24 protein-coding genes and 1 tRNA gene are annotated in these 24,580 nt (G+C 42.9%); 5 read left to right on the top strand and 20 right to left on the bottom strand.

The features are described from left to right. Nucleotides 1-113 precede the first annotated feature (113 nt). The 3 genes from LFUMFP_RS01915 to LFUMFP_RS01905 all read right to left on the bottom strand — a co-directional run bounded on the left by LFUMFP_RS01915 (nucleotide 114) and on the right by LFUMFP_RS01905 (nucleotide 1,696). The gene (locus LFUMFP_RS01915; protein WP_106482972.1) at nucleotides 114-641 is read right to left on the bottom strand and encodes a dihydrofolate reductase family protein; all 528 of its coding nucleotides are present in this window, start codon (nucleotides 639-641) and stop codon (nucleotides 114-116) included. Nucleotides 642-717: 76 nt separating this feature from the next. Beyond that, nucleotides 718-790: transfer RNA gene (locus LFUMFP_RS01910), tRNA-Thr, on the bottom strand. A gap of 63 nt (nucleotides 791-853) precedes the next feature. Continuing rightward, nucleotides 854-1,696, bottom strand: coding sequence for an HAD family hydrolase (locus LFUMFP_RS01905; RefSeq protein ID WP_106482971.1), 843 nt, complete (start codon nucleotides 1,694-1,696; stop codon nucleotides 854-856). 208 nt (nucleotides 1,697-1,904) lie between these two features. On the opposite strand from LFUMFP_RS01905, the gene LFUMFP_RS01900 reads away from it, so the two are divergent. Beyond that, nucleotides 1,905-2,114 (top strand): DUF2187 family protein, encoded by a 210-nt coding sequence (locus tag LFUMFP_RS01900; protein ID WP_056950332.1) that lies wholly within the window; start codon nucleotides 1,905-1,907, stop codon nucleotides 2,112-2,114. Between the two features lie 52 nt (nucleotides 2,115-2,166). Here LFUMFP_RS01900 and LFUMFP_RS01895 read toward each other — a convergent pair whose 3' ends face one another. Further along, nucleotides 2,167-2,736: a TetR/AcrR family transcriptional regulator gene (locus tag LFUMFP_RS01895; RefSeq protein ID WP_106482970.1), complete on the bottom strand. Its 570-nt coding sequence runs from the start codon at nucleotides 2,734-2,736 to the stop codon at nucleotides 2,167-2,169. A gap of 131 nt (nucleotides 2,737-2,867) precedes the next feature. Between LFUMFP_RS01895 and LFUMFP_RS01890 the strand changes: the two genes are divergently transcribed. After that, nucleotides 2,868-3,932 (top strand): ABC transporter permease, encoded by a 1,065-nt coding sequence (locus LFUMFP_RS01890; protein ID WP_106482969.1) that lies wholly within the window; start codon nucleotides 2,868-2,870, stop codon nucleotides 3,930-3,932. Next, a complete protein-coding gene (locus tag LFUMFP_RS01885) occupies nucleotides 3,932-4,606 on the top strand; it encodes an ABC transporter ATP-binding protein (protein WP_106482968.1) in 675 nt (224 codons plus the stop codon). The genes LFUMFP_RS01890 and LFUMFP_RS01885 overlap by 1 nt, the downstream gene beginning before the upstream one ends. A gap of 61 nt (nucleotides 4,607-4,667) precedes the next feature. On the opposite strand, the gene LFUMFP_RS01880 is transcribed toward LFUMFP_RS01885, so the two are convergent. The 6 genes from LFUMFP_RS01880 to sdaAB all read right to left on the bottom strand — a co-directional run bounded on the left by LFUMFP_RS01880 (nucleotide 4,668) and on the right by sdaAB (nucleotide 10,941). Then, a complete protein-coding gene (locus tag LFUMFP_RS01880) occupies nucleotides 4,668-5,519 on the bottom strand; it encodes a YitT family protein (protein WP_106482967.1) in 852 nt (283 codons plus the stop codon). A 77-nt stretch (nucleotides 5,520-5,596) separates the two neighbouring features. After that, entirely contained in the window at nucleotides 5,597-7,018 is a 1,422-nt protein-coding gene (locus tag LFUMFP_RS01875; RefSeq protein ID WP_025082930.1) for a C69 family dipeptidase, read from the bottom strand. Nucleotides 7,019-7,069: 51 nt separating this feature from the next. Beyond that, nucleotides 7,070-7,432 carry a PqqD family protein gene (locus LFUMFP_RS01870; protein ID WP_025082929.1) on the bottom strand — a complete coding sequence of 121 codons (363 nt, stop codon included), beginning with the start codon at nucleotides 7,430-7,432 and terminating at the stop codon, nucleotides 7,070-7,072. Beyond that, the gene (locus LFUMFP_RS01865) at nucleotides 7,413-9,350 is read right to left on the bottom strand and encodes an OPT/YSL family transporter (protein ID WP_025082928.1); all 1,938 of its coding nucleotides are present in this window, start codon (nucleotides 9,348-9,350) and stop codon (nucleotides 7,413-7,415) included. The genes LFUMFP_RS01870 and LFUMFP_RS01865 overlap by 20 nt, the downstream gene beginning before the upstream one ends. Before the next feature lie 30 nt (nucleotides 9,351-9,380). Continuing rightward, nucleotides 9,381-10,274 (bottom strand): L-serine ammonia-lyase, iron-sulfur-dependent, subunit alpha, encoded by an 894-nt coding sequence (sdaAA, locus tag LFUMFP_RS01860; protein ID WP_056950329.1) that lies wholly within the window; start codon nucleotides 10,272-10,274, stop codon nucleotides 9,381-9,383. A 16-nt stretch (nucleotides 10,275-10,290) separates the two neighbouring features. Beyond that, on the bottom strand, nucleotides 10,291-10,941 hold the full coding sequence (gene sdaAB / locus LFUMFP_RS01855; RefSeq protein ID WP_025082927.1) for an L-serine ammonia-lyase, iron-sulfur-dependent subunit beta: 651 nt from the start codon (nucleotides 10,939-10,941) through the stop codon (nucleotides 10,291-10,293). Nucleotides 10,942-11,296: 355 nt separating this feature from the next. Here sdaAB and LFUMFP_RS01850 point away from each other — a divergent pair, with 355 nt between their 5' ends. Next, nucleotides 11,297-11,938, top strand: coding sequence for an SDR family oxidoreductase (locus tag LFUMFP_RS01850; RefSeq protein WP_106482966.1), 642 nt, complete (start codon nucleotides 11,297-11,299; stop codon nucleotides 11,936-11,938). A gap of 1 nt (nucleotide 11,939) precedes the next feature. On the opposite strand, the gene LFUMFP_RS01845 is transcribed toward LFUMFP_RS01850, so the two are convergent. From LFUMFP_RS01845 to LFUMFP_RS01805, 9 genes are all read right to left on the bottom strand, one after another. Next, the gene (locus tag LFUMFP_RS01845; RefSeq protein WP_025082925.1) at nucleotides 11,940-12,629 is read right to left on the bottom strand and encodes a hypothetical protein; all 690 of its coding nucleotides are present in this window, start codon (nucleotides 12,627-12,629) and stop codon (nucleotides 11,940-11,942) included. Nucleotides 12,630-12,735: 106 nt separating this feature from the next. After that, a complete protein-coding gene (locus tag LFUMFP_RS01840; protein ID WP_106482965.1) occupies nucleotides 12,736-14,043 on the bottom strand; it encodes a C40 family peptidase in 1,308 nt (435 codons plus the stop codon). 271 nt (nucleotides 14,044-14,314) lie between these two features. Then, on the bottom strand, nucleotides 14,315-15,649 hold the full coding sequence (locus LFUMFP_RS01835; protein WP_106482964.1) for a CoA-disulfide reductase: 1,335 nt from the start codon (nucleotides 15,647-15,649) through the stop codon (nucleotides 14,315-14,317). Between the two features lie 24 nt (nucleotides 15,650-15,673). Beyond that, nucleotides 15,674-17,071, bottom strand: a complete 1,398-nt coding sequence (locus LFUMFP_RS01830; RefSeq protein ID WP_106482963.1) for an L-cystine transporter — start codon at nucleotides 17,069-17,071, stop codon at nucleotides 15,674-15,676. A 314-nt stretch (nucleotides 17,072-17,385) separates the two neighbouring features. Continuing rightward, nucleotides 17,386-18,819: a 6-phospho-beta-glucosidase gene (locus tag LFUMFP_RS01825; protein ID WP_025082922.1), complete on the bottom strand. Its 1,434-nt coding sequence runs from the start codon at nucleotides 18,817-18,819 to the stop codon at nucleotides 17,386-17,388. A 31-nt stretch (nucleotides 18,820-18,850) separates the two neighbouring features. Next, nucleotides 18,851-20,173 carry a PTS sugar transporter subunit IIC gene (locus LFUMFP_RS01820; protein WP_025082921.1) on the bottom strand — a complete coding sequence of 441 codons (1,323 nt, stop codon included), beginning with the start codon at nucleotides 20,171-20,173 and terminating at the stop codon, nucleotides 18,851-18,853. A gap of 169 nt (nucleotides 20,174-20,342) precedes the next feature. Further along, nucleotides 20,343-21,098: a MurR/RpiR family transcriptional regulator gene (locus LFUMFP_RS01815; protein ID WP_025082920.1), complete on the bottom strand. Its 756-nt coding sequence runs from the start codon at nucleotides 21,096-21,098 to the stop codon at nucleotides 20,343-20,345. 290 nt (nucleotides 21,099-21,388) lie between these two features. Next, entirely contained in the window at nucleotides 21,389-21,856 is a 468-nt protein-coding gene (locus LFUMFP_RS01810) for a threonine/serine exporter family protein (protein ID WP_025082919.1), read from the bottom strand. 20 nt (nucleotides 21,857-21,876) lie between these two features. Then, nucleotides 21,877-22,635 (bottom strand): threonine/serine exporter family protein, encoded by a 759-nt coding sequence (locus LFUMFP_RS01805; RefSeq protein WP_035438977.1) that lies wholly within the window; start codon nucleotides 22,633-22,635, stop codon nucleotides 21,877-21,879. Nucleotides 22,636-22,872: 237 nt separating this feature from the next. Here LFUMFP_RS01805 and LFUMFP_RS01800 point away from each other — a divergent pair, with 237 nt between their 5' ends. Beyond that, on the top strand, nucleotides 22,873-24,060 hold the full coding sequence (locus LFUMFP_RS01800) for a multidrug effflux MFS transporter (protein WP_025082917.1): 1,188 nt from the start codon (nucleotides 22,873-22,875) through the stop codon (nucleotides 24,058-24,060). A gap of 19 nt (nucleotides 24,061-24,079) precedes the next feature. On the opposite strand, the gene trxA is transcribed toward LFUMFP_RS01800, so the two are convergent. Beyond that, nucleotides 24,080-24,406 carry a thioredoxin gene (gene trxA, locus LFUMFP_RS01795; protein ID WP_025082916.1) on the bottom strand — a complete coding sequence of 109 codons (327 nt, stop codon included), beginning with the start codon at nucleotides 24,404-24,406 and terminating at the stop codon, nucleotides 24,080-24,082. Nucleotides 24,407-24,580 lie beyond the last annotated feature (174 nt).

The raw sequence follows: 24,580 nt of genomic DNA, 5'->3' as shown, positions 1-24,580 counted from the left end.
ACGCCTATTAGCCTAAAAAAAGAAGCATCTGTCTAATCGGCAGATACTTCCAAAACGTTCACTTGAATCGTTCACCAACACCAGTTGACAAAGACCCTGTGTTTTTTGCTAGCTTATTTTTTAACCAACGTCATTTCTGTGTACTGACCCATTTTGACGACTGACACTAATTCGAATTGGGTTTGCTGATTAAGTGCTTCGAATAAGCGGTAACCACCACCTAATAGAATCGGTGCCACTTGAATAATCATTTTATCCAATTGCTGATTAGCGATTAATTCAGTCACAATCCGACCGCCGCCGACAATCCATAGATCTTGCCCCGGTTGGTTTTTAAGACTTTTGACCAATTCAGTCGGGGTCTGCGTCGGCACCTGAATCTGTGCGGAGGCTTGTGGTAACGGACGCGATGTATAGACGTAATTCATCAATTCTGGGTAAGGATATTCTGCAAATTGACTTGCCACGTAATCAAAACTATTCCGGCCGATAATCAACGTATCAATGGTCGCCATAAAATCAGTGTAAGCTTGATTAATCGCATCGGGCACCTCAAACTTCTCCAACCAATCAATCTGTTGATCCCGATCGGCTAAATAACCATCTAACGAAATGGCACCATAAAAAACGGCTGAGCGCATAATAATACCTCCTAAATGAGTTAAAAATAGGCCGCAACTCTCACTAAAAAGTTGCGACCTATTTTTTACTTTTATAAGCTGTTTATCGGATTTGAACCGACGACCCCCACCTTACCATGGTGATGCTCTACCTACTGAGCTAAAACAGCATTCTCACGGCTCATTTAACACCGTGATAATAGTATAACCAAAAATAAAAAGCGGGTCAACCCTTATAAACCAACTTCCGTATTCGGAATTTCTAAGTTGAATTGTTGTTGTAAAAAGCGCGCCACACCATCGTTATTATTCGTTTCAGTCACGTAGTTGGCAACTGCTTTGACTTCGGGTAATGCATTGCCCATCGCCACGCTATATTTGGCTTCTTGGAGCATCCCTAAATCGTTTTGACCATCCCCAAAAACAAACGTGTGATCAGCATCAATATCGTGCAACGTTTGAATCTGTCGAATCGCCGTGGCTTTATCGATATTTTTCGGAATCAATTCAATATTATCGGGTCCCGAAGATGAAATACTCATCACGTCTTGGTCAATTAACCGTTGTCGGGCATCAGCCAGCGCGGTTGGAACCCCCCGTCCGATGATAATCCCGTTAATAATTTGATCACTCATGTTCATTAACATGTCTAAATCGGTGACTGCATCATGTGTAATTTCAGCGCCCATACTCGTCAGATTCCCCGCATCCCGCGCCACAAATCGGGGGATTTCTTGTGTATAATAAACCGCATCAGTTGTGAAGAAATGAGCTGATAATCCTGGATCAGCTTGCGATGCTTCGTAAGCCGCTTTTAAGGCCGCCTTACCAAGCCGCTTTTTTCTCAACTGATTCTGATCTTCAAAAACCGCCCCATTCGATGCGACGATTCGGACCTCATCATTAATCTGACGGGCAATCACCTTGCCTAGATTATATAACCGGCCGGTCGCGATGTAAAAAATGACGTCCCGTTGTTGTAACGTCCGAATCACCTGTTTGGTAAACGGCGTTACAATCTGATGATCAACCACTAAAGTCCCATCAATATCTGAAAAAATTAAATAAGGTTCCATATTAACTCCCCGCGTCCATTTTTTGTAACCGGTAACACAGGGTCTATTTTAGCTTATTTAAGCCCCAATTTAAATAGCACTTGCTGATTAATTTCTAATTTAAGCGCTATTAATCTGATTCAGCTATGATATAGCTTGCTATTTAATCCCGCATAGTTTATTATCAGCTTATTTGGTAATTTTAATTAAGTCTAAAGGAGTTTTTAAAATGGATAAAGAAAGCCTCAATATCGGCGATGTGGTCACTGGTAAAGTGACCGAAGACATGGACGCTCCTTTTACTGGGACCGTTGAAAAAGTTTACGAAAATTCAGCCCTCATTAACATTACGGATTTCGATCCAGCTGATAAAACGAATGTTTCTGAATTGAATAACAAGTTAGTGGTTAATTTAAAACAACTAACCGCTGCTAAATAAAAAATCGACTAATCCGGACTGGATTGGTCGTTTTTTTATTTGGTTATATTTTTTAAACGTAATCGGTTGCTTCCCCGACCGCTAACGAACTGACTAACAGCTGGTCGACTAGCGTGTTCAATGTTTCCGAATCGACTGTCGCTTGACGCATCGCGGTGTGCAAAATCCCGATAATCCCCCAACAACAGTAGTTTAGAATAAACGGTGCCATTTGTGGGTCTTTAAATGCAATCACCCGTTGGCCTTCATCAATCGTCATTTTGACCAATTTATTCATCAGTTCCGAATCCGGATTCTGACACAAAACGCCCAAGAGCCGCTGATGTTCAGTCACGTATTGCATAATCATCTTAAAATACGCTTGGCCCGTTGATAATTCATGATCAGCGGTCGTAAACGTGGTTAAGGCCTGTTGAAATTGAACAATCACCTGATCTTCGGTCTGCCGTAATAAATCATAAATATCCGTATAATGCAGGTAAAAAGTCCGCCGATTGATATCGGCGGCTTCGGCGAGTTCCCGAATCGTAATCTCGTTAATCGGCTTTTGAGCCATCAAACTAATAAACTGATTTAAAATCGCTGTTTGGGTTTTACGTGCACGCCGATCGACATTCGCCATCAAAAAGAACTCCTTTTACACCACAATTAGGTTGATTGTGTGCATTATAACACAATTGCGTCTATTCTGATGATTGTTTCGCCCAGCAAACTTTCTTATAGTTGAGATATCAACTGATTGGGAGGTTCACCATGTTTCTCACACTTAAAGAATTACGTTACAGCAAATTTAAATTCAGCGCACTGGCCTTCATTATTTTTCTGATTGTTTTCTTAGTGCTGTTCATCACCGGTTTGGCGAACGGCTTGGCCAACGACAGTGGTTCCGCCTTAAAAAATACCACCGCTAAAACCTTCATCCTTCAAAAAGACGCTGATGCACGTTTAAACCGTTCTAATCTGACCGAGCAAGATTGGCAACGACTGACTACTAAAACGTCAGATACGCGTCTCAGCGTTAATCAAGCGACGATTCAACAGACTGCTCACCAAAAAGCGAAAACCGATATCGCCTACTTCGTGGTTGATGCCAATTCATTCCTGGCCCCAACCATCACAAGTGGTCATCAATTGACCAACAAAAAAACGAACCAAGTCGTCGTCAGCCGCAAATTGCAAACCGATGGCTACCAAAAAGGCGATTGGTTCAAAGATACGATTAGCGGTCATCGATTCCAAATTGCCGGTTTCACCACTGCAACCGCCTATTCACACAGCCCAGTTATTTATTTAAACGCGCAACAGGGTCTCCTGATTAATCCCAGCACCAAAACGCAATTTAACGCAGTCGTTTCTGACCACACTAAATCAACAACGTCCGGTTATCAAACGCTGACCACCAAACAAGTCATCAGCGCGATTCCAGGTTATTCCGCCGAACAAAGCTCGCTATATTTAATGATTGGCTTTTTATACGTGATTTCATTATTCGTCTTGGCCATTTTCTTTTACATCATGACGTTGCAAAAGAAAGCCGATTTCGGCGTCTTAAAAGCCCTCGGCGCTCAAAACCGTTATTTAGTCAATCACCTACTGACTGAAATCGGCCTCCTAGCGTTAATTGCCATCTTGATTGCTGACGGCGCCATCATTGGGATTAGTCTGATCATGCCAACCAGCATGCCTTTTAGTTTAACGCCCGCCGTTATCGGTGGTACCAGTGCCATTTTCTTAGTGGTCGCTGTCTTAAGCGCCTTATTATCACTCATTCAAGTCACCAGAATTGATCCAATTTCAGCCATTGGAGGTCACGCCTAATGTCACAACCGATTTTAAAATTAACCAATATTTCTAAGACATATCCCGACGGTGCTCAAACCAATACCGTCTTACACGATGTGTCATTCGAAATTAAAACCGGCGAATTTGCCGCCATCGTTGGCCCAAGCGGCACTGGTAAAAGCACCTTGCTAACCATCATGGGCGCGCTATTACACCCGACTTCCGGTACAATCACGTTGGCCGGTCAAGAATTAACTAGCTTGTCCGCTAAGGCCCAAACAACGATTCGCTTAAACCAGATTGGTTTTATCTTCCAAAGCGCTGAATTAATTCCATACTTAACGGTTCAAGATCAATTGACCCTGATTCAACGCTTAGCGGGCCACGTTGATTTACCCAAAGCACAAGCGATTCTAACTAATCTAGGCCTCGCCCACCATCTTCAACACTATCCCAAGATTCTATCCGGCGGCGAAAAACAACGAGTTGCCATTGCCCGGGCACTCATTAACGAACCACCGTTAATCTTAGCCGACGAACCAACCGCTAGCTTAGACGCCCAACGCGGCCGCGAAGTCGTCGCTTCGATTAAAGCCGCCGTTCACCAACAAAACCGCGCGGCCGTCATGGTTACGCACGATGAACGGGTCTTAGATTTAGTCGATCACGTTTGGCAAATCGCCGATGGCACACTCACTCAAATTCGTTAAAACAAAAAACAAGCTGTGATAGCACTCATCAATTGAGTGCTATTACAGCTTGTTTTTGCGCTTATTCATTATTTTCAAATTTACCCCAAAGGTTCATCGTTGATTGAATATTGACGAAAGCGTTTGGATCGGCGGCTTGGACAACCTGACGTAGGGCGGTTAAATCGTATTTTGAAACAACCGTCATGATGACCGTTGTTTCTTCATTCGTATATAATCCCGTTCCATCTAGTTCGGTCGCACCATGAATGAACTCGCGCAGTCGCTTTTTAAGCATTTCTGGATCCTTGGTAAAAATCGTGACGGTCACCCGCTGCTGTTGGGTATAAATATAATCCATCAACAAACTAGAGACAAAAATTTCGACGATACTGTATAACGCAGCGCCCCAGCCGAAGAATAACCCCGCGGCCAGAATGATGAAGCCATTAATCACGTTATTGACAGCGCCAACCCGTTTCCCGGTTAGACGACCGACTAAGGTGACGATAACATCGGTCCCCCCGGTTGAAAAACCAGCTTTGAAACAAAGGCCAACGCCTAACCCAATTAAAGCCCCTCCGAAAAGAGCGCCAGCAAAGCGCTCAGTCACGATTGGCTGAGCGGGTACCGGAATCAATTTTAAGAATAAAACACTTGTGAAGACGGCCACAATGCTGAAAATCGCATACTGATGGTTAATCTTATACCAGGCCAATAATAATAATGGTACGTTTAGAATAAAAACCAGTGCAGCGACACTTAATGAACCGCCCAAATGGCTCACAAATGCGGTTAATAATTGGGCAATCCCCGTGACCCCACTTGAATAAGTTTGCGCTGGCACTAAAAATAAATTAACACTGACGGCCGCCAAGAAACCGTAAATCATGGCAATGATAATCTTTTTCGTATTCGCTTGAACCTCAATCATTAAAACACCTCCATCAAAAAAGCCACACTTCCATCGGGAAGTGTGGCTCGATTCAGCAAAAGGCCGTTAAACTTTGTCTATAGGTTCTTATCCATCACGAAAGTTAGTTTAGAAAGCTGTGTGCCTTCTGTTACTAACTGTGCCAACAAATCAGTCGTTTTTTGGTTATAATGTGTTGCAATATCATGATTTTGTTGTGTGAGATAATCGAGTGCATCTGCTTGATTACTAACGGCTTTATCAACTTGAGCAATTCGCGTTCTTGCCCATTCTGATAAGGCTTTTTGATAATCAATGTCGGCTTGTTTGAATGCACCATAGTGTGATTCAACAACCATTGCAAGTGCTTCGTTTAACCAATAAGCATTGTTTAGTTGCATCTTTTCAGGTAATTCACGATACGAAACATCTGTGTCATTAGCATTCGTAAAGAATGGCACGTGAGGACAGAATGTTGGGACACCAAAGCCTAACCATTGCACACCTTTAACCGCATCAGGCACATTGTTTCTGATTTGGCAGATGTGTGAGTTTTGCGTCCGTGAAAGTGAAATTGCCCGATAAGTGGTCTTTTGTTCCTCAGTCCCATTACCCAATGGATCGTAAACTGTTTCGTTATAATGTGATTTTAACACATATTGAACATCTTCCACACTTAATTTGCGGTTTGCTTTACGGATAAATGGTAAATCACTTGATTCTGGATCTTGTTTAATTTCAGGATTCATGTAGCTTTGCGCATACCAAACCCGTGGTGTATTGTAATGACGGTCTTTTTCAGTATCCGTTCCGAAAATCTTACGGAAGTTCCATTCAGTTTCACTTGGGTTCAAATGATTTTCACTGACGAATTCTTGAATACCTTCTGACCACATATAATTTTCTGGATCATTAAAATCAACGTTTTCAATCGCAACTTGGTTGGCTGCCACTGCGTAACAATCATCTGGAATGCGAACGGCAACCCAGTGATGACCTGTAACAATTTCTTGATACCATACTTCATTTTGATCACTATATTGAACGCCATTACCTTCGGCTGAACCGTATTTAGCAATCCAATCACCCATTAGCTTAACACCTGCACGAGCAGAGTCGGCGTATGGTAACACCAAACTACACATTGAATCTTCAGCCACGCCTTTTTCAAGCAATGGGTCATAAGCAAGAACCCGTTCGTTAGCGTAGACACTTTCAGTAGCAGAAACAGCGACGTTTTTTTCATTAATCCCGTCTTCTTCGTTCAAACCGTCGCTCAAATCACCATTAGGGGTTGAAGTATAACGATAGCTATCTTCTGGTAATTGTAACGTTAGCCCATTATATTTTGAAACATATGTTTCGGTCCGGCCTTTGACTGCTGGTTGTACGAAGAACCGTTTTGTGTGGATCGCAAGAAAGCGATCTTCATTCCGCGAAATCATCGTAGAGCCATCAATTGACGCATCCTTGCCCACCATCATTGAAGTACATGCTGATAATTCGATTCTGTCTGTCATTTGAAAAACTCCTATCTATATATAATAAATCATGATTCACAAATTAATGAACTACTCGGTATCGTGGGTTATCTGCTGAACTAAATGTTCGTTTTGGTCTAAATGGTTTAAATAGACCAGTAGGCGTTCATACAGATAATCACCCGCTTCTTCAAATTGGCCTTCCAATGCTTGACCGATTTGATAGACACTGCGTTGCCCGTTGATGTGGCGAAAAACAAAACTGCCATAATCATCTAACGTTAACGTGGTGTTTTGCGGAATCTTAAAATGCAGTTTCCGTAATACCCGTTGAATCCAATGATTTTGGGGCCGAATAATCGTGACCACGCCTTTTTTCAGTTCAAATTGAACCGTTGGATTCTTCCGGTACACAATGGTTGCTAAATCAACTTCAGTCTTCTGATGTGCCATCTTCAGAAGAACCTCCCGTCTTAATCATCATCAGTGGTGCCGCAATTGAGACGACCAAAACAACTAAGAGAATCAGTGCCATCCCGTTGCCATTTGCAAAACCATTGATTGTACGATCTTTCAAGACACCAGTTACGTGTAAAATAATCCCGATTAAACCGATGATTGAGCCCCCAGCAATTAAACCAGATGAAAGACTAACCCCACTTTGAACCCGATTATTTTTAATATCTTCATTAGTTGTTGCCTTTTCAATGAAGACTTTAATCAACGCACCGATTAAAATAATTGACGTTGTTGAGATTGGTAAGTAGAAGCCGATTGCAACCGTCATAATTGGTAATTCTAAGAAGAATAAAACAAGTGCCATCACGACCCCAACAATAATCATGATCCATGGTAATTTACCAGACATGATACCTGATGTTAACGTTGCGATTAAATTGGCTTGTGGTAACCCAAAAGCGGGTGTCCCACTATCAGATACAAATTGTGGTGCTAAAATAGTAATCGTTCCGATAACGACGAAAACCCCGATGATGGCTGAAATCATGAAATATTTCATCATTTCTGATTTAGAACCACCAATCACATAAGTGACTTTTTGAGATTGCATGTAACCCCCACCAGTAGCGATGGCTGTGACAACGAAAGTCCCGAACATCAATAGGATTTCAGTATGTTGGTTATCTGTCCAACCGAATAATACGAAGACAACCGTCATAATCACTAATGACGCAATTGTCATCCCGGAAACGGGTAAATTAGAACAGCCAATGGTCCCAGCAATTCGTGCTGAAACAATGACGAATAACAAACTTAAAATAACAGCTAATAATGCACCCACGATTCCCATTGCAAAGTTATGGGCAACAAAAATCCCGGCAATAAAGATACCAACAGCCCCGGCAACGATCGAAATCATCCCAAGTGTATTTTTATCTTCACCTGTACTATTTTTAGCGCTTATTGTCTTCTTGATTGAAGTGACAATTGTTGGAATTAACTTAATGGCCCCAATTAAACCACCACAAAGCATCATCCCAGCGCCGATATATTTCACATATGAACTCGCTAAATCGTTAACTGACATTTGGTTAACGGCTAAGCTAGCGTTGTTCCAAACGTGCGCACCATTGCCGGCCATATCAGTGAAATAACCGATTAATGGGGCGATTGCGAAGTTGGATAATAATGCCCCGGCAAACATCGTCAATGACACTTCTAGTCCAACGATGAACCCAATCCCAGCAAGTAGCGGATTGACTTCAACGTCTAACTTCCATTTATAGAAAGATGAACCAACGTAGCTAACCATGTTATTGACAACCCCAAAAACAGAAGTCGTTAACATCGTGATGACACCACCAATACCGAAACCAATGCCCATGTATTTCAGGGAATCGCCACCAGTATCCGAAGCGACCAAAGCTTCAGAAATCGCCATTGCTTCGGGATACACCAATCTACCGTGTTCTTCAACGATTAAGTAGTTATGCACTAGTGAAGCTGTCCCAATTGCGAAGAGAATTGCCAAGATACCGACAATCACCCCTTGAATAAAGTTAATGTGGCCACCGATTAGAATAATCGCAGGTAACACATAGATCATCCCACTGGCGATTGATTCACCACCACTGGACATCCCTTGCATGATGTTCTTGCCTAAAATCCCTTTTGATTTGGCAAACGCACCCACTAATCCAGAACCAATAATTGATCCTGGAATCCCGGCTGCAACGGTCAAACCGGCTTTCATACCTGAATAAGCAGTTGATGCAGCGAAAATAATAGCTAAAATACTACCCATAATTAAAATTGCGGTGTTGCCGACTTTCTTGTTGCCTGTACTCACATAGGGAACGTACTGGTTACCCGGTACACCACCGTATGCGGATTTTGAGAGTTTCTTTGCCATTGGAGCTCCTCCTAAACGTTATCAATTGATTTATTTTTCAATACTTAAATCCTGACCAAAAATTTGCATCTTTAACGCAATGCCGGTTGGTGTTGCGGCTAAACCGCCCAAACCGGTTTCTCGTAATGTTGATGGTAAGTTCTCACCAATACTCTTCATAGCCCCGATCACTTCATCAGCCGGAATCTTACTAATCAAACCCGCTAATGCCATATCAGCACTCGTTAAAGCATTGACCGACCCAATCACATTCCGTTTAACACAAGGGACTTCGACTAAACCGGCAACTGGATCACAAACTAACCCTAATAGGTTAGACATCGCCATCGCAAATGCTTCGGAAGATTGTTGTGGCGTCCCACCAGCTGATTCAACCGCCGCGGCTGCGCCCATTGCTGAGGCACTACCAACTTCGGCCTGACAACCGCCTGTCGCACCAGCAATCATTGCGTCGTTCGCAACGACCATCCCAAACGCGGCTGCACAAAATAAGAAACGGATTTGCGCATCACGATCGAGATTGAGTTGCTTCGTAATGACCGCTAAAATGCCAGGCAACGTCCCCGCTGATCCAGCAGTCGGCGTTGCACAAATGATGCCCATTGAAGCGTTAACTTCATTAGTTGCGATGGCATTTTGAACGGCTTCCAACATGATATCACCAGAAAGCGATTGGCCTTTTTCACGATACCGTTTCATTAAAACGGCTTCGCCACCGGTAATCCCAGTTGCCGATTGAACACCGTCACCAGTGACCCCTTTTTCTTCAGCTGCCAGCATCACATCCAGGTTTTTACCCATCGTGGCCCAAACAACTTCCCGACTAGTATGACTCATTTTAACTTCTTGTTCAATAATCAATTCAGAGATTGTCACATGTCGTTCTTCGGCTGCGGATACTAATTCATGAATTTTACAATACATATAGGCTCACCACTTTCTATAAGACGATCATATCTTTACTCATCCCACGAACTTGTTCAATCTGTTCTGGATAAGGTTTATCGACTAAATCTAACTTATACATAAATCGGTTGGGTACTCGGACTGAAATTCGCTTATCGCGATAATTATCTTGGAAGATTTGATCTAATGCCGCCCCAATTTCTTGGTCAGATTCAACAAAGATAATTGGTAATGGGCCTTCCGGTTGGAAAATAATGCCGTTCAAATCGACTTTACGAATTTCAATCGTGCCACCACCAATCGAACAACCCCAAACGGTCAATGATTTTTTAGCATTGACTAACGTTAATTCGGCAGTATTCGGATGACCAATCGGGCTGTCACCAGGATCTTCAATAAATTCAACTTCGATGCCTTGACGCCGGGCCAAATCAACTGCGTGTGGCACCCGTTGGTCGGCGGGGTCAAATCCTAAAACGCCACTGATAATGGCGTAGTCGGTCCCGTGTCCTTGATGGGTTTGGGCGAACGATTCAAAATAACGAACCGTAATTTTTTCGACTGGTGCGTGGAATAGTCGATTCGCCACATGTCCAATGGCGACTGCCCCTGCAGTATGTGAACTAGATGGTCCAATCATGATGGGACCAATGATGTCAAAAACACTTCGATATTGATTTGTCATCCTGAGCACCTCATTCTCTATTATGATTAAATAACAGATTTATCTGTCAAACGAATTGTAAAATACATCACAATCCCTATATCTGTACCATAACACAATTTAGGACTGTCTTCATTATATTACACTAAACAATTATCTGCCATTATGAGATTTTTTTAATGTTATCCAAATCATAAAAATAAAAGGGCTTACAACTGTGTTATAATCCTATTTATATGTCAATCGATACTTACTTTTTTCTCATAAATAATTCTGAATATTTTGTGCTATAACAGCTATTCTAAAGGGTTTTACTTTGCACTTACTTTAAATAACCTATATAATGGTGTTAATTTAATCCTGTAGGAGGAATCATATGAAAATTTTCGTGATTGGTGCTCATGGCCAAGTCGGTCAATTACTGATTGCCCGTTTAATCGCCAGTGGTCATCAAGTCTCGGCCGGCATTCGTAAGGCCACTCAAGCGCCTGAATTAGCAGCATTGGGTGCAGACCCCATTCAATTGGATTTAACCCAACAACCGAAAGAATTGGCCCCGTTATTCAATAAACACGATGCCATTGTCTTTACGGCCGGCTCCGGTGGTCGCACTGGTGATGATCAAACCTTGCTGATTGATTTAGATGGTGCCGTCAAAAGTATGGCCGCCGCAAAAATTGCCGAAGTACCACGTTACGTCATGGTAAGTGCCTTATTTGTTGAAGACCGCGCTAAATGGCCAGAAAGCATTAAACCCTACTATGCCGCTAAATATTACGCCGATCATTGGTTAGAATATTCTGGACTAGATTGGACCATTCTGCGACCAGGCACGTTAAGCAACGCTGTTGGCACTGGGCTAGTGACCATGCAACCCACTAGTGGCAGTGTCACCCGCGCAGATGTCGCCGCAATGATTCAAACGGTCTTAGAAAACCCTGTTGAAACCAACCACCATAAATATTCTTTCGTTAACGGACCATTATCACTCACCGAAGCAATCAAAAAAGCTGACTAAATTAGTCAGCTTTTTTAGTAGTCTTTTTGGTAGCTGCCGGTTTCTTAGTGGCTGCCTTTTTCGTCGTTGTTTTCTTAGCGGCGGCTTTTTTAGTCGTTGCTTTTTTGGTTGTGGTCTTTTTAGCGGTTGCTTTTTTAGCCGGTGCCTTCTTTTTTGCGGTTGCTTTTTTCTTAGTCGTTGCTTTTTTCTTAGCGGGCGCCTTTTTAGCCGGTTGCTCTTCGGGAACCACTTTAGGTGCTTCTGAACCCGCCACGACAGCTAATAAATCTTGATCTAATAATTCTGAGATTTTAGCCCAAGCCGCTGGAGAATCTGCCGCAACAGTTTCGATGGTGCCAATCTCGTCAATCCGCATCCCTGAACGGTTAATCCAAGGAGACGTCACGTATAGATAGAGCTTAACGTCAACGATGGCTGCTTCGTCAAAAAATTGGTTGACTTTTTTAATGTATTGCAACGGTAAATTAACAATCCCGGTTTCTAGCGTCACTTTAACGGGTTCGTCATGATACGTTGTCGTTGCTGAAAAAGAGGCGAGTGTTTGTTTCTCTAAAGCCTTTTCGATTGCTGGTTGGATTGCAGCCAGCAAGGGGGCGCTGGTGAATGGTTCTGGCGTCGCTAATTCATATTCATCCGTTAGATAGGTTTGATCTTGAATTTGATTGATAAACGCTTGTACTTCAATTTTCATCTGTTATCAGTCCTTTTTTTAAATCTCTTTCACATCATAGCTTATTTAGTCCCAAAACACAAAAAACATCTCACCCGAAAGTAAGATGTTTTCTTGATAACGCTCTTTAGAAGACCCGTTTAGCAAAATCAGGCGCATAATATTGCATTGAACCAATTTTAACGTTTTCACCAGGTTGTGGTGCGTGGATGTATTGGCCACCACCAATGTATAAGGCAACGTGGTATGAACCGCCTTGGGCACCCCAGAATAATAAATCGCCGGGTTGTAAGCTACTCAATGAAACTGAGTAACCAGCGCTTTCTTGAGGGAGTGTCCAGCCACCGATATCGCGACCAGCAGCTTGTTTGAAGACGTAATTCATTAAACCAGAACAATCAAAACTGCTAGGACCTTTAGCGCCCCAAACATAAGGTTTGCCAATTTGAGCCATCGCTAAGTTAATCACTGACTGTGCATTACCAGTTGTTGCTGGCGCTGTTGGCGCTGGCGTACTTGGTGCTGGTGTTGCGGGTGCCGGTGTACTTGGTGTTGTTGTTTGTTGATTATTATTTGTATTCGTATTTGTTGTTTCTTGCGTGTTATTAGTTGTTTGAGTGGTTGATGTACTTGAGGCAACACTCTCTTGTTGAGGTGCTTCAACAACGGGTGTGCTTGAAGTTTCAACCGATTCGCTTGGTGTTTCAACAGCCGGTGTTGTTGATTCTTGAACCGGTGTGCTTTCAACAGGTGCTACTGATTCTGATGTTTCAACAGCTGAAGAAGTGCTTTCTGAAGTAACGACTGATGAACTTTCTGCAGCAACGGGTGCTGTTGATTCAGCGACAGCAGGTTGCGTTGCAGCAGGTGCTGGCGTCGTTGCAACTGGTGTTTGTTGAACAGTTGGTGTTGCCTTTAATTGACCTTCGCCAGTAAAACGTGCTGGCATCCAGCCGCCATTAGCGAGTTGATACCAAGTTTCACCGTTGACGGTTTGGGTCTTTGTCACACCTTCCGTTTGACCATAAGTTAAATAACGGCCAGTTGGCGCTGTATAAGTAGGTGTTGCCCAAACGGTCGTTGCCCCATCTGCATAAGCAACCCGGACTGTTTGTTGTGCCGTTTCAGTTTCAGAAACTGCTGGTTTATCAGTCGTCGTTAGATAACGTTCTGGTACCCATTCGCCGTTTCCAATCCGGTACCAAGTTTCAGCACCAATCTTTTGTGAAGCCAATAGATTAACTGATTGGCCCTTGAAAATGTAACGTTTAGCGGTTTGACCAGTTGTGGGACTTGTCCAAACAGTGGTTGCGCCATCAGTATAATTAACGGTTGCTGTCGTTGCAGCTTGAGCTTGACCTGCGCTTAACAAGCCAATCCCTGTGGCCCCTAAAATCCCAGAACTAAATGCAACTAATCGCTTCGTGTTATTCATTAACGTTTCTCCTATCAGTCAATTTATTTGGTAAATCTTAAATACTATTAAGGTTTCATAATTATTTTTAGAAAAAATTAATATCTAACTGGAAGTTTAGCACAAATCCGCATGATTAATCAAGTAAACACTATGAAGTTAACCAATATCCGGCCCGAAATAACATTAAATACTCATAAAATACGGTTAATTGCCATTGTTTAGTGAATTGTCCATAAAAAAAATAACATCAATTACCAAAACTTAGGTAACTGATATTATTTTAGACTGATTAATGAGCCACATTCCCCGCAACGTTTAATGCATCCCACGTACGAGCAAATGGTGGCGCATAGACGAGGTCTAATAACCCTAGTTGTTCCGTCGTCATTTGGGCTTGAATCGCCGTTGCTAAAACGTCGACCCGCAAGACCGCCCCTTTGGCCCCAATCACTTGGCCGCCAATTAATACATGATTCTCTTTACGGTAAATTAATTTAACAGTAATCGCTGCTTGCCCTGGATAATAATCGGTTTGATTTTTATCATGAATCACAACGCTCTTATACTCAATGCCAGCCGTTTTAGCTTCCGCTTCAGTCAAACCAGTCCGACCCGCTTCCAAGGTCACCAATTGAACGCCCGCCGAATTTAACATGCCTGGCAATTGCGCACTCTGGCCACCTAAGTTGGTCCCGACAATCCGGCCTAACTTATTCGCGCCGGTCGCCAGTGGTGAATACATTGGTTGCCCCGTCACGCTATTGATGACCGTCGCGTTATCACCCGCCGCATAAACGTGGTTGATTGAGGTATGCCCTGATTGATCGACGATGATTGCGCCGTTGGCTAAGCGTTTCAACCGGTCATCATCGACGAATTGCGTGTTCGGCCGAATCCCAGTCGCCACAATCACTAAATCGGTGGCGTATTGCCCCTTGTCCGTAATCACCGTCTTGACTTGTGTGTCGCCGGCAAACCCTTGAACCGCTTCAGCTAGGTGTAAATCAATCCCGTTATCAACTAAATCTTGTGCCATGATGTCGGTTAACTCAGCATCAAAAGCCAATGGTAAAATCCGGTCTTCTAATTGAATTAATTGTACTTGCTTGCCAAGTCGGTGAAATTCTTCCGCAATTTCGAGACCGATAAAACCGGCTCCGATCACGGTCACCTTTTGGACAGCTTCAGATTGGCCCAGTGTCCGTAGCGTTTCACCGTCCGCTAAAGTCCGCAGATGATGAATGCCTTTTAAATCAGCATTCTTAAACGGTGGCATGATTGCCGTCGCCCCCGTCGCTAACATCAACCGATCATAATGTTCAGTTGAAACTTGTTGGGTGGTAAAGTTCAAAACCGTCACTGTTTGGGCATCGAAATCAACGGCCGTCACTTCATGTTCAAGTTGCACATCAATCCCTTGTTTGGCAAAAGCCGCCGGTGTCCGTGCAATCATTTGGTTAGCATCTTCAAAATACGCACCGACATAATAAGGTAACCCGCACGCCCCAAAGGAAACGTAATCCCGTTTTTCATACATTGTAATTTCTAAATCTGGATTCGTTCGTTTCGCTTTAGCCGCAGCACTCGTGCCCGCCGCCGTTGCGCCAATAATAATCGTCCGCATCTTAAAGACCTCCATTTTAATTAATTAAGCTAAATCATCTGATTCATCGGTTAAAGTCATATCATTAAACTTATCTTTATCTAATTTACCTAAGAAATGGGCTGATAAGACACCCGCTGTCATTGAACCATCTACGTTTAACGCTGTCCGACCCATATCGATTAAGGGTTCGATTGAAATTAACAAGCCCGCTAAACCGACTGGTAAATTCATCGATGATAACACGATTAACGCGGCAAAAGTTGCCCCGCCACCGACACCGGCAACGCCGAATGAACTGATTGCAACGATCAAGATTAATTTAACCAAGAAAGCCACACTCCATGGATTAATCCCAACGGTTGGTGCAATCATGACGGCCAACATCGCTGGATAAACACCCGCACAGCCGTTTTGACCGATTGATGCGCCAAATGAAGCGGATAAGTTGGCAATCCCTTCTTCAACCCCTAAACGTTTCGTTTGGGTTTCGATGTTCATTGGAATCGAGCCCGCACTCGTTCTAGACGTAAACGCGAAGACTAACGTTGGTAAGACCTTTTTGAAATAGCTAACAGGATTCAATCCCGTAAACATAATCAATAAGAAATGGACAATAAACATAATGATTAACGCAACGTAGGAGGCAATCACAAACTTCCCGAGATTTAATATCCCTTGAACGTTCGTTTGTGCGACCGTCGTCGTCATTAACGCCAAAACCCCATAAGGTGTCATCCGTAAAATCAACGTGACCATTCGCATAATCACGGCGTATATGGCGTTGACAATCTTATTAAACATGTCAGCTTGTTCTGGTTTCTTGCGCCGTAATTGCAGGGCCGCGATTCCTAGAAATGCTGAGAAAATCACAACGGCTAACGTTGAGGTTGGCCGTGAACCCGTCATATCCGCAAAGGGATTTTCAGGAATAAAGCTGACAATCTTTTCAGGGACGGTTTGATCTTGGACATCCCCTAATTTGGCTTCCAATTCTTTCGAACGGGCTTTTTCAACTTGGCCCGATTGAATGGAACTTGCGTTTAAATCGAAGACATTAGACGTTAATGCCCCCACCGTCGCGGCAATCAGCGTTGTGAATACTAAAATACCAATCACTAAACCGGCCATTTTACCCAAACCTTTTGACGAATCTAAATTCGTAATCGCTTGGATAATTGACACCATGACTAATGGCATGACGATCATCTTCAAGAATGACACGTAACCATTACCGACAATGCCGATCCAATCGGCCGTCTGTGTGACAACCGCCGAATCAGATTTAAAGACTAACTGTAAGAGGGCCCCGAATAAAATCCCGACGCCTAACGCAACGAATACCCGTTTACTAAATTTAACGTGCACGCGCGCCATCTTATTTAAAACAAACAACATGATTAACATAATGACAATGTTAATCACCACATATGCAATATTCATTTCTTAACCCCATTCCCATTTATGTACTTACTTATTGTAAACGAAAATTAATTATTTTGCATCCCATAACCGTCAAAGATGTCAATAAGTGACAAAATTGTTAGCTTACTTTCAGAAAATAGCCGTATTTAATCCAATTGCTCAACCAATCACTAATTAGTGACCCTCGTTAATTATAATTTAACCGCTTTCACTTGATAATGCAAGTTTTATTTTCCACAACTAAAAAGCACCTATCCAAAAGTTCTGAATAAGCGCTTTTCAGGGTTGCTTGCTCTATTAATCATCGAACAGTTCAGCAACCATTTTTATCATTAATCCGTTAAATCTTGACCATTGGTTTTAATTACTTTTTGGTACCAATAGAAGGAATCCTTCTTCGAACGGGCCAACGTCCCCGACCCGTCATCTTGTTTATCAACGTAGATGAAGCCGTAGCGTTTCGACATTTGACCCGTACCAGCTGAAACAAGATCAATACAGCCCCAAGGCGTGTAGCCCATTAAATCGACGCCGTCTTCAATCACCGCTTTTTTCATCTGCACAAGGTGTTTGCGCAAATAATCAACTCGGTATGAATCATGAATACTGCCGTCAGCTTCGACTTGATCAACCGCACCAAAACCATTTTCGACAATAAATTCAGGTAAATGATAATGATCATTGAACCAGTTCATCGCATACCGCAAGCCAACCGGATCAATTTGCCAACCCCATTCAGAGGCTTCGACGTACGGATTAGGCACTAAATCGTGTTCTTCATCATAGTGTAATTCGGCCGCACCGTTATCCTTAGTCGCAAAGGACATGTAATAACTAAACCCGATATAATCGACGGTCCCGGCCGCTAAATCGGCTAAATCAGCATCAGTAATATCTAAATTGTAATTTTGATTGGTCTGATATTGTAATAACCATTCTGGATACCGGCCGTGACAATGCACGTCGGCAAACCAATAACGGGTTTGCATGGCACGTTCAGCCTTCAAAACATCTTCTGGTTTAGCCGTCAGTGGATAGATTGGACACATCGCAATCATACAACCAATTTCAAAATCGGGATTAATTTGCTTGCCGATTTTAACCGCTTGAGCGCTCGCGACGAGTTCATAATGCGCAGCTTGATACATCACTTTTTCAGGATTTTCATCGGCCGTGATTTTTAACCCTGAATTCGTGAATAATGAAAATTGACTATGATAATTAGCTTGGTTGTTAATTTCATTGAAGGTCATCCAATACTTAACCTTATGTTGGTACCGTTTAAAGACCGTTTCGGCAAAATGTGTGAAGAAGCCGATCACCTGACGATTACGCCAGCCGCCATATTCGGTGACTAAGTGGTAAGGCATCTCGAAATGGGATAACGTGACGACTGGTTGAATGTCGTATTTGAGACATTCATCAAATAAATCATCATAAAACTGTAGCCCCGCTTCATTCGGTTCCGTTTCATCCCCGTTTGGGAAAATCCGAGTCCACGCAATCGACGTTCTGAAACTCTTGAAGCCCATTTCGGCAAATAGTTTAATATCCGCTGCATAACGATGATAAAAATCAATGCCTTCATGATTAGGATAGTTATAACCCGGTAATACGCCATCCGTGATTCCCCGTTGATGATCAACATCCCCAGCGGTCATCACATCGGATACACTGACCCCTTTACCATCTGCTTGCCATGCACCTTCTAGTTGATGAGCGGCAACCGCGCCACCCCATAAGAAATTTTTTCGCAATTGTCCCATAATCTGCTCTCCTTCTGCCTAAACGATTAATCTATTTGGTTGTTTGTTCCGTTTCAAAATTTAAATGATCTTGTTTCCGAATGAATGGTAGGTAAACAAAGAAGGTCATCACTAACATCAATGCTTGCCAAAGCGCTGTCTTCCAGCCACCGACTAATAATCCAGAAATGATAGGTGGCGTTGTCCAAGGTACTAATGTCCCTGGGAAGAGTGGAATTATCCCAATTCGTAATGCGGTCCACGTTAAAACAGCGGACAACATTGGCGTCAAGAAGAACGGCACCATCATGATTGGGTTCATGACGATTGGTGTTGCGAATAAAATAGGTTCATTAATATTGAAAATGGCTGGTGCTAATGATAATTTACCTAAATCTTTAAATTGAGCTGATTTCGCAAAGAAGGTCATGTAAACGACAATCCCAATTGTCATCCCAGCGCCTGTGACCGTCATAAATTGATCTAATAATTGTTGCGTGACAATGTGGCCACCATTAGCGAGTGTCAAAGCCCGACCAGAATCCAAAATCTTTTGGTTGGCTAAAGAATTAGCTTGCAACAATGGTCCCATAATCCCGCCGACGATGGTTGAACCATGCACCCCGAAGAACCATAAGAATGGCACTAAGAATGAAATGGCTAACATCCCGCCGAAGGAATCAGTAATCCCTTGAAGTGGTGATTGAATCACGTTGTAAATTGATTCGGTTAAGGTTGAGTTGGCTAGTTTATCAAATAAGATATAGACGACCAATGAACCACTAATCAAAACAGCGGCCGGAATCAATGCGGTAAATGAACCCGCAACGTTGGCTGGCACCTGTTCAGGTAACTTAATCCGAATGTCGCGTTTTAAGAAGGCTGAATAGATCCAACCAACCAATAAGCCAACTATAATCGCCGTGATCATCCCTTGACCGCCAAGCCAAGTCCGATCGATAAAACCGGTTTGTTGACCCATCATTTTCGCAGAGATGATAATCTTCCCAGAAGCTGCAGTAATCGCGGTACTAGGGCGTGTCACTAATAAGAAACAAACGATTGATAATAACCCTGCTGGGAACGGATCAAAGCCAGCATCTTGAACCCAGGAATAAGCAATCCCGGCAACGGCAATCAACGCCATGATGGCAAATGATGCGTTGTAGGCCACGTTCCAATAAGTGGTTAAGCCTGTTTTTGTCATCCAATCAGCCCAGCTTTGAACTGGGAGGTTGGCTAAAATTAAGAAAATTGAACCGACAATCGTAAATGGCATGACGTACAACATCCCATTTTTCAATGCGGTAATAGCTCTAGTCCCGACGAATTTCATAATCGGTGGCATTAATTTGGTATTAATCCATGTGTTCATACGATTCTTCCTTTCGAATAACCATTAATAAGTGCGTGTACTAACTACTATAGTAGGAATGCGCTTCCAATAAATAGTATATAGCGCCACGACTTACTTTGACTAGTCATTCGGGCGGAATAAAGAAATGCGTGTGCTAAAATAATTTGTCCCATAAATGGCACATGTTTCATCGACCCGTAATCTGCGCTTTAGTAAGCGCTGCCACTCGATGTGCTAATAATTCTAGAATAAAAACAACCGGAATTTGTGTCGTATTGTTCAATGAGCCGTTCTTTTCTTCCGGCATATAATACGGAATCACTAAATCGGCCAAGCTGGCTAACGTTGAATTAGCTTGATTCGTAATCGCTAGAACGCGCCCTTTGCCCATCTTGAACTGTTGAACTTGGCTAATCGTTTCCGTCGTCTCACCTGAAACCGACAAGACAATCAGTAACGCTTCATGAATGACAACTTCGTGCATCCCGAACGGCATAAACGGATCGGCAATGCTCAACGAGAAAACGCCAGCATTCGCTAAATAGCGCGAGCCATACTGCGCTAGAGCGCCACTCGTCCCAATGCCAAAGAAAAAGACCGCATTCGCGTTAACAATCATCTCAGTTGCTTGGCTGAGCAATTGCCGAAAACTATCATTATTCGTCTTCTTCAAAAAATCAGTGACCGGAATCAAAACATCGTAATCAGACGTCACGACCTGTTCAGTCGCCTGTCGTTCGCGCTTCAGTGCGTATTTAAATTCAGAAAAACCTTCGAAGTCTAATTTTTCACAGAACCGCAGAATCGTTGATGTTGAAACGTGCGCTTCCGTTGCTAATTTTCGAATCGTCATCTTTTCAACCAATTCCCGGTGAGCCAAAACGTAATTCAAAATCGTTAACTCTAACCCATTTAAACGTTGTACCTTTTCAAAATCAAACATTCGCATAACCGCCCTTCATCTACTCTTATAATATCAAATATGTCTCATTTTAGGACACAAAAAAAGACCTTTCCTGACGGAAAGATCTTTTTCGACAGTATTCCGAAGAATAAACACCTTGTGCTCCACAACACAGCGGGCGAAAACACCTTGCATACGGCAATTGATTAAATAAATAATCGTGGTGTCCTGTATCTTTGGGTCTCCTAGCTGCTTTCGCAGAATAGTTGCCTACCGAGACTTACTCGACTCATCGCATGTATTGAGTATACCACACGCTTCCGAGAACTTCAATGCCTTGTTATCCATTTTGGCGCAATCGCACGTTTCCGGGTTAAATCGGCTAAAATTTGCGCCAACATAAACCCAACTGCAATCGCACCCGCCACCATGACAACCGTGACACTTAACGAAACAGCCTGTTCATAATTACCCAAGACCAGATTACGAATTGCGCGATAAGCCGTGCCTCCAGGGACTAATGGCACCAATCCCGGAATATTATAAATGATGACTGGCATTTTTTTATACCGTGCTAAGATGCTCCCACAAATACCGACCGCCATCGCGCCTAACAGATTGCCCAACATACGGCCACTACCTAAATTAAATAACACCCAATAGACTTGCCAACCGACCATGCCGGCAATCCCACACCAAGCAAGCGCCCGGCGGGGTAAATTAATACAGATTCCAAAAGAGACGGTTGACGCGTAACTAAACGCCGCCTGCACGATAAATTGCAACCAATATGGCATATTTAAACCTCCGAGTTTTTCTAAATGACAAATCTAAAAATCAACGCGATACCGGTCCCAATTGCAAAAGCACTCAACAAAGCTTCCATGCCACGGACCATCCCTGATAATAAATGGCCCGCTAACATATCCCGAATTGAATTGGTAATCGCCACACCTGGTACTAACGGCATAACAGCGCCGATAATGATGTTATCTAAATCAACACCCAAATGATACTTTGTTAATAAGTAGGCCGTGATGCCGATGCTAAACGACCCTAGAAATTCACCGATAAACCGGATACTAGTCAACCGATTGACTTCAGAGAAGACGGCATAGCCGATTGCCCCGACGATCGCAGCTGGGATAAAATCCAACCAATCGTATTCGCCAGAAAAAACAATCATTAAAAAGGCTGAAACAGCCGCTGCCGCTAAAATTTGCATCCAAATTGGAAAATAAGGCGTATGCTGATCAATCTTTTTTAAGCGTATTGATAATTGATCCAGCGTGATCTCCTTTGTCGCAAACAGGCGAGAGGCCGTATTCACATTTTCAACTTTTTCTAAATTAATCGTGCGCACCGAAACCGGTCCTAACTGAACGTACGGCTGGTTTTCAATGCCGATAAATAACCCGGTTGGCGTCGTAAAGACCACGCTTTTTTGGATGCCAGCATTATACGCAATCCGGTTCATCGTATCTTCCACCCGATACATTTCCGAGCCACTCTCAATCATGATGCGCCCCGCCGTTAAACAGGTTTCTAGAATTTTATTTTTTTGTGCGATTTTCATTAAAAAACCTCTCTCAAAAAATTCTTTTTTCAATATCTTTATCATAACTTGTTTAAGCTGAAATGGAAACCATCTTTTCTCAGATAAAATAACAGAAAGTTTTGCGTCTATCCCTCGTTTATGATAATGTAATTAAGAAGCAACATTTATAGCACTCATTCGAATACGTACTGCGACAGCTACGTGATTAACGGGCTATTTTTTTGCACTTTTTCCAGTTTATTGAGGAGGTTACACATGCAATTTTCAAAAGCCAAAACCATCTGGCTATCCATTCTACTCGGTTCCCTAAGCGCCTTTGGACCACTATTAGTCGATATGTATTTACCGGCTTTCCCCACCCTACAGTCTGATTTTCAGACATCGGCTTCAATGGTCCAGCTTAGTCTGACCATGTGTCTAGCCGGTTTAGCCGTCGGTCCGATTTTTATCGGTGCCTGGAGCGATCGTGTTGGTCGCCGGCAACCCTTATTGATTGGCATGACCTTAGCCTTAGTCGCGTGTCTATTATCGCTACTGACCCACAACATCTGGATATTCTTCTTGCTCCGTTTCATTCAAGGCATCGCGAGCTCAGCCGGTCAAGTTGTGACTCGGGCAGTTGCGAAAGATTTATTCAGTGGTCGTCAACTCACTAAGTTTATCGCGTTACTGATGGCCATCAACGGTATTTTCCCAATCATCTCGCCATTAATTGGGAGTGCCTTGCTTAATTATATGTCGTGGCGTGGCATTTTTGGTTTTATCAGCGTCGTCGGTGCTTTACTACTACTTGGATTAATTTTTGGTTTTAAGGAAACCCACGTTGTTTCTGCTGAAGCACAAGCTGATATCAGTTTTAAAACTAACGTTAAAACAATTTTCAAGGATCACACCTTCATCTATTTCGTATTAATTCAAGGTTTGGTTTACGGTGCAATGTTCTGTTATATTTCAGGTTCTAGTTTTATGTTACAAAACGTCTTTAGCCTTTCAAAAGCCAGTTTTAGTATCATCTATGCCGTCAACGGTGCTGGTATTATCCTAATGGCCGAACTATCAGCCATCTTAATCCAACGTTTTACCGAATTACAACAACTGAAATTCGGGTTACTCGGCGGGTTACTTGGTAGCGTGTTTGTCCTATTAAGCCAAATTGGTCCTGATAAGCTTTGGTTAGCTTTAATCGGTTTGTTCCTAGTCGTATCAACGCTTGGTCTAATCAACGCGGTTGTGACCTCACTAGCATTACAACGACAAGGGCAACACGCCGGAATTGCTTCTTCGGTTTTAGGACTGGGTATGTACGTCTTCGGGATTTTCCTATCCCCATTGGTCGGCATTCTCGGCAGTCACACGTACGCACCACTCGCCATTCTAATCTTTGGTTGTGAAGTTGCCGCCTTAGTCCTCTATCATCGTGTTCGTCAATTATCGAACCACTAAAAAAATCGCAGGGTTGAATTTAATCAACTTCTGCGATTTTTTTTAATAGGAAGTTTTTTAGTTTAGCCTTCGGAAAAGCCCCAGTGACTTTTTCCGTCGCCTTACCATTTTTGAAAATTAACAACGTTGGAACGGATTGAATGCCGTATTCTTCAGCTAGCGCCGGTTCTTTTTCAACATCGACCAAGCCTAATTTAAACGGTTCCGCTAACTCTGTATGCAACTCTGTGAGCATCGGCGTCATAATCTTACAAGGACTACACCAATCCGCCCAGAAGTCTAAGATCACTAATGGTTGATCTTGTACGAAGTGATTAATATTTTGTTGCGTGATTACTTGAGTCATAATTAGCACCCCTTTCCATGATAGATGGCTACGATTCTAATCTAATCTACAAAAAAAGGTCAAACCTTTCGGTCCGACCTTTTTGCTTTGCGTGGCAACGTCCTATCCTCGCAGGTAGTTTCCCACCAACTACTATCGGCGCTAAGAAGCTTAACTTCTGTGTTCGACATGGGA

The sequence above is a fragment of the Latilactobacillus fuchuensis genome, from assembly GCF_900258455.1.
Lineage (GTDB): Bacteria > Bacillota > Bacilli > Lactobacillales > Lactobacillaceae > Latilactobacillus > Latilactobacillus fuchuensis.
Note: the sequence above shows the minus strand (reverse complement) of the source record. Positions and strands in the feature narration are given on the sequence as shown.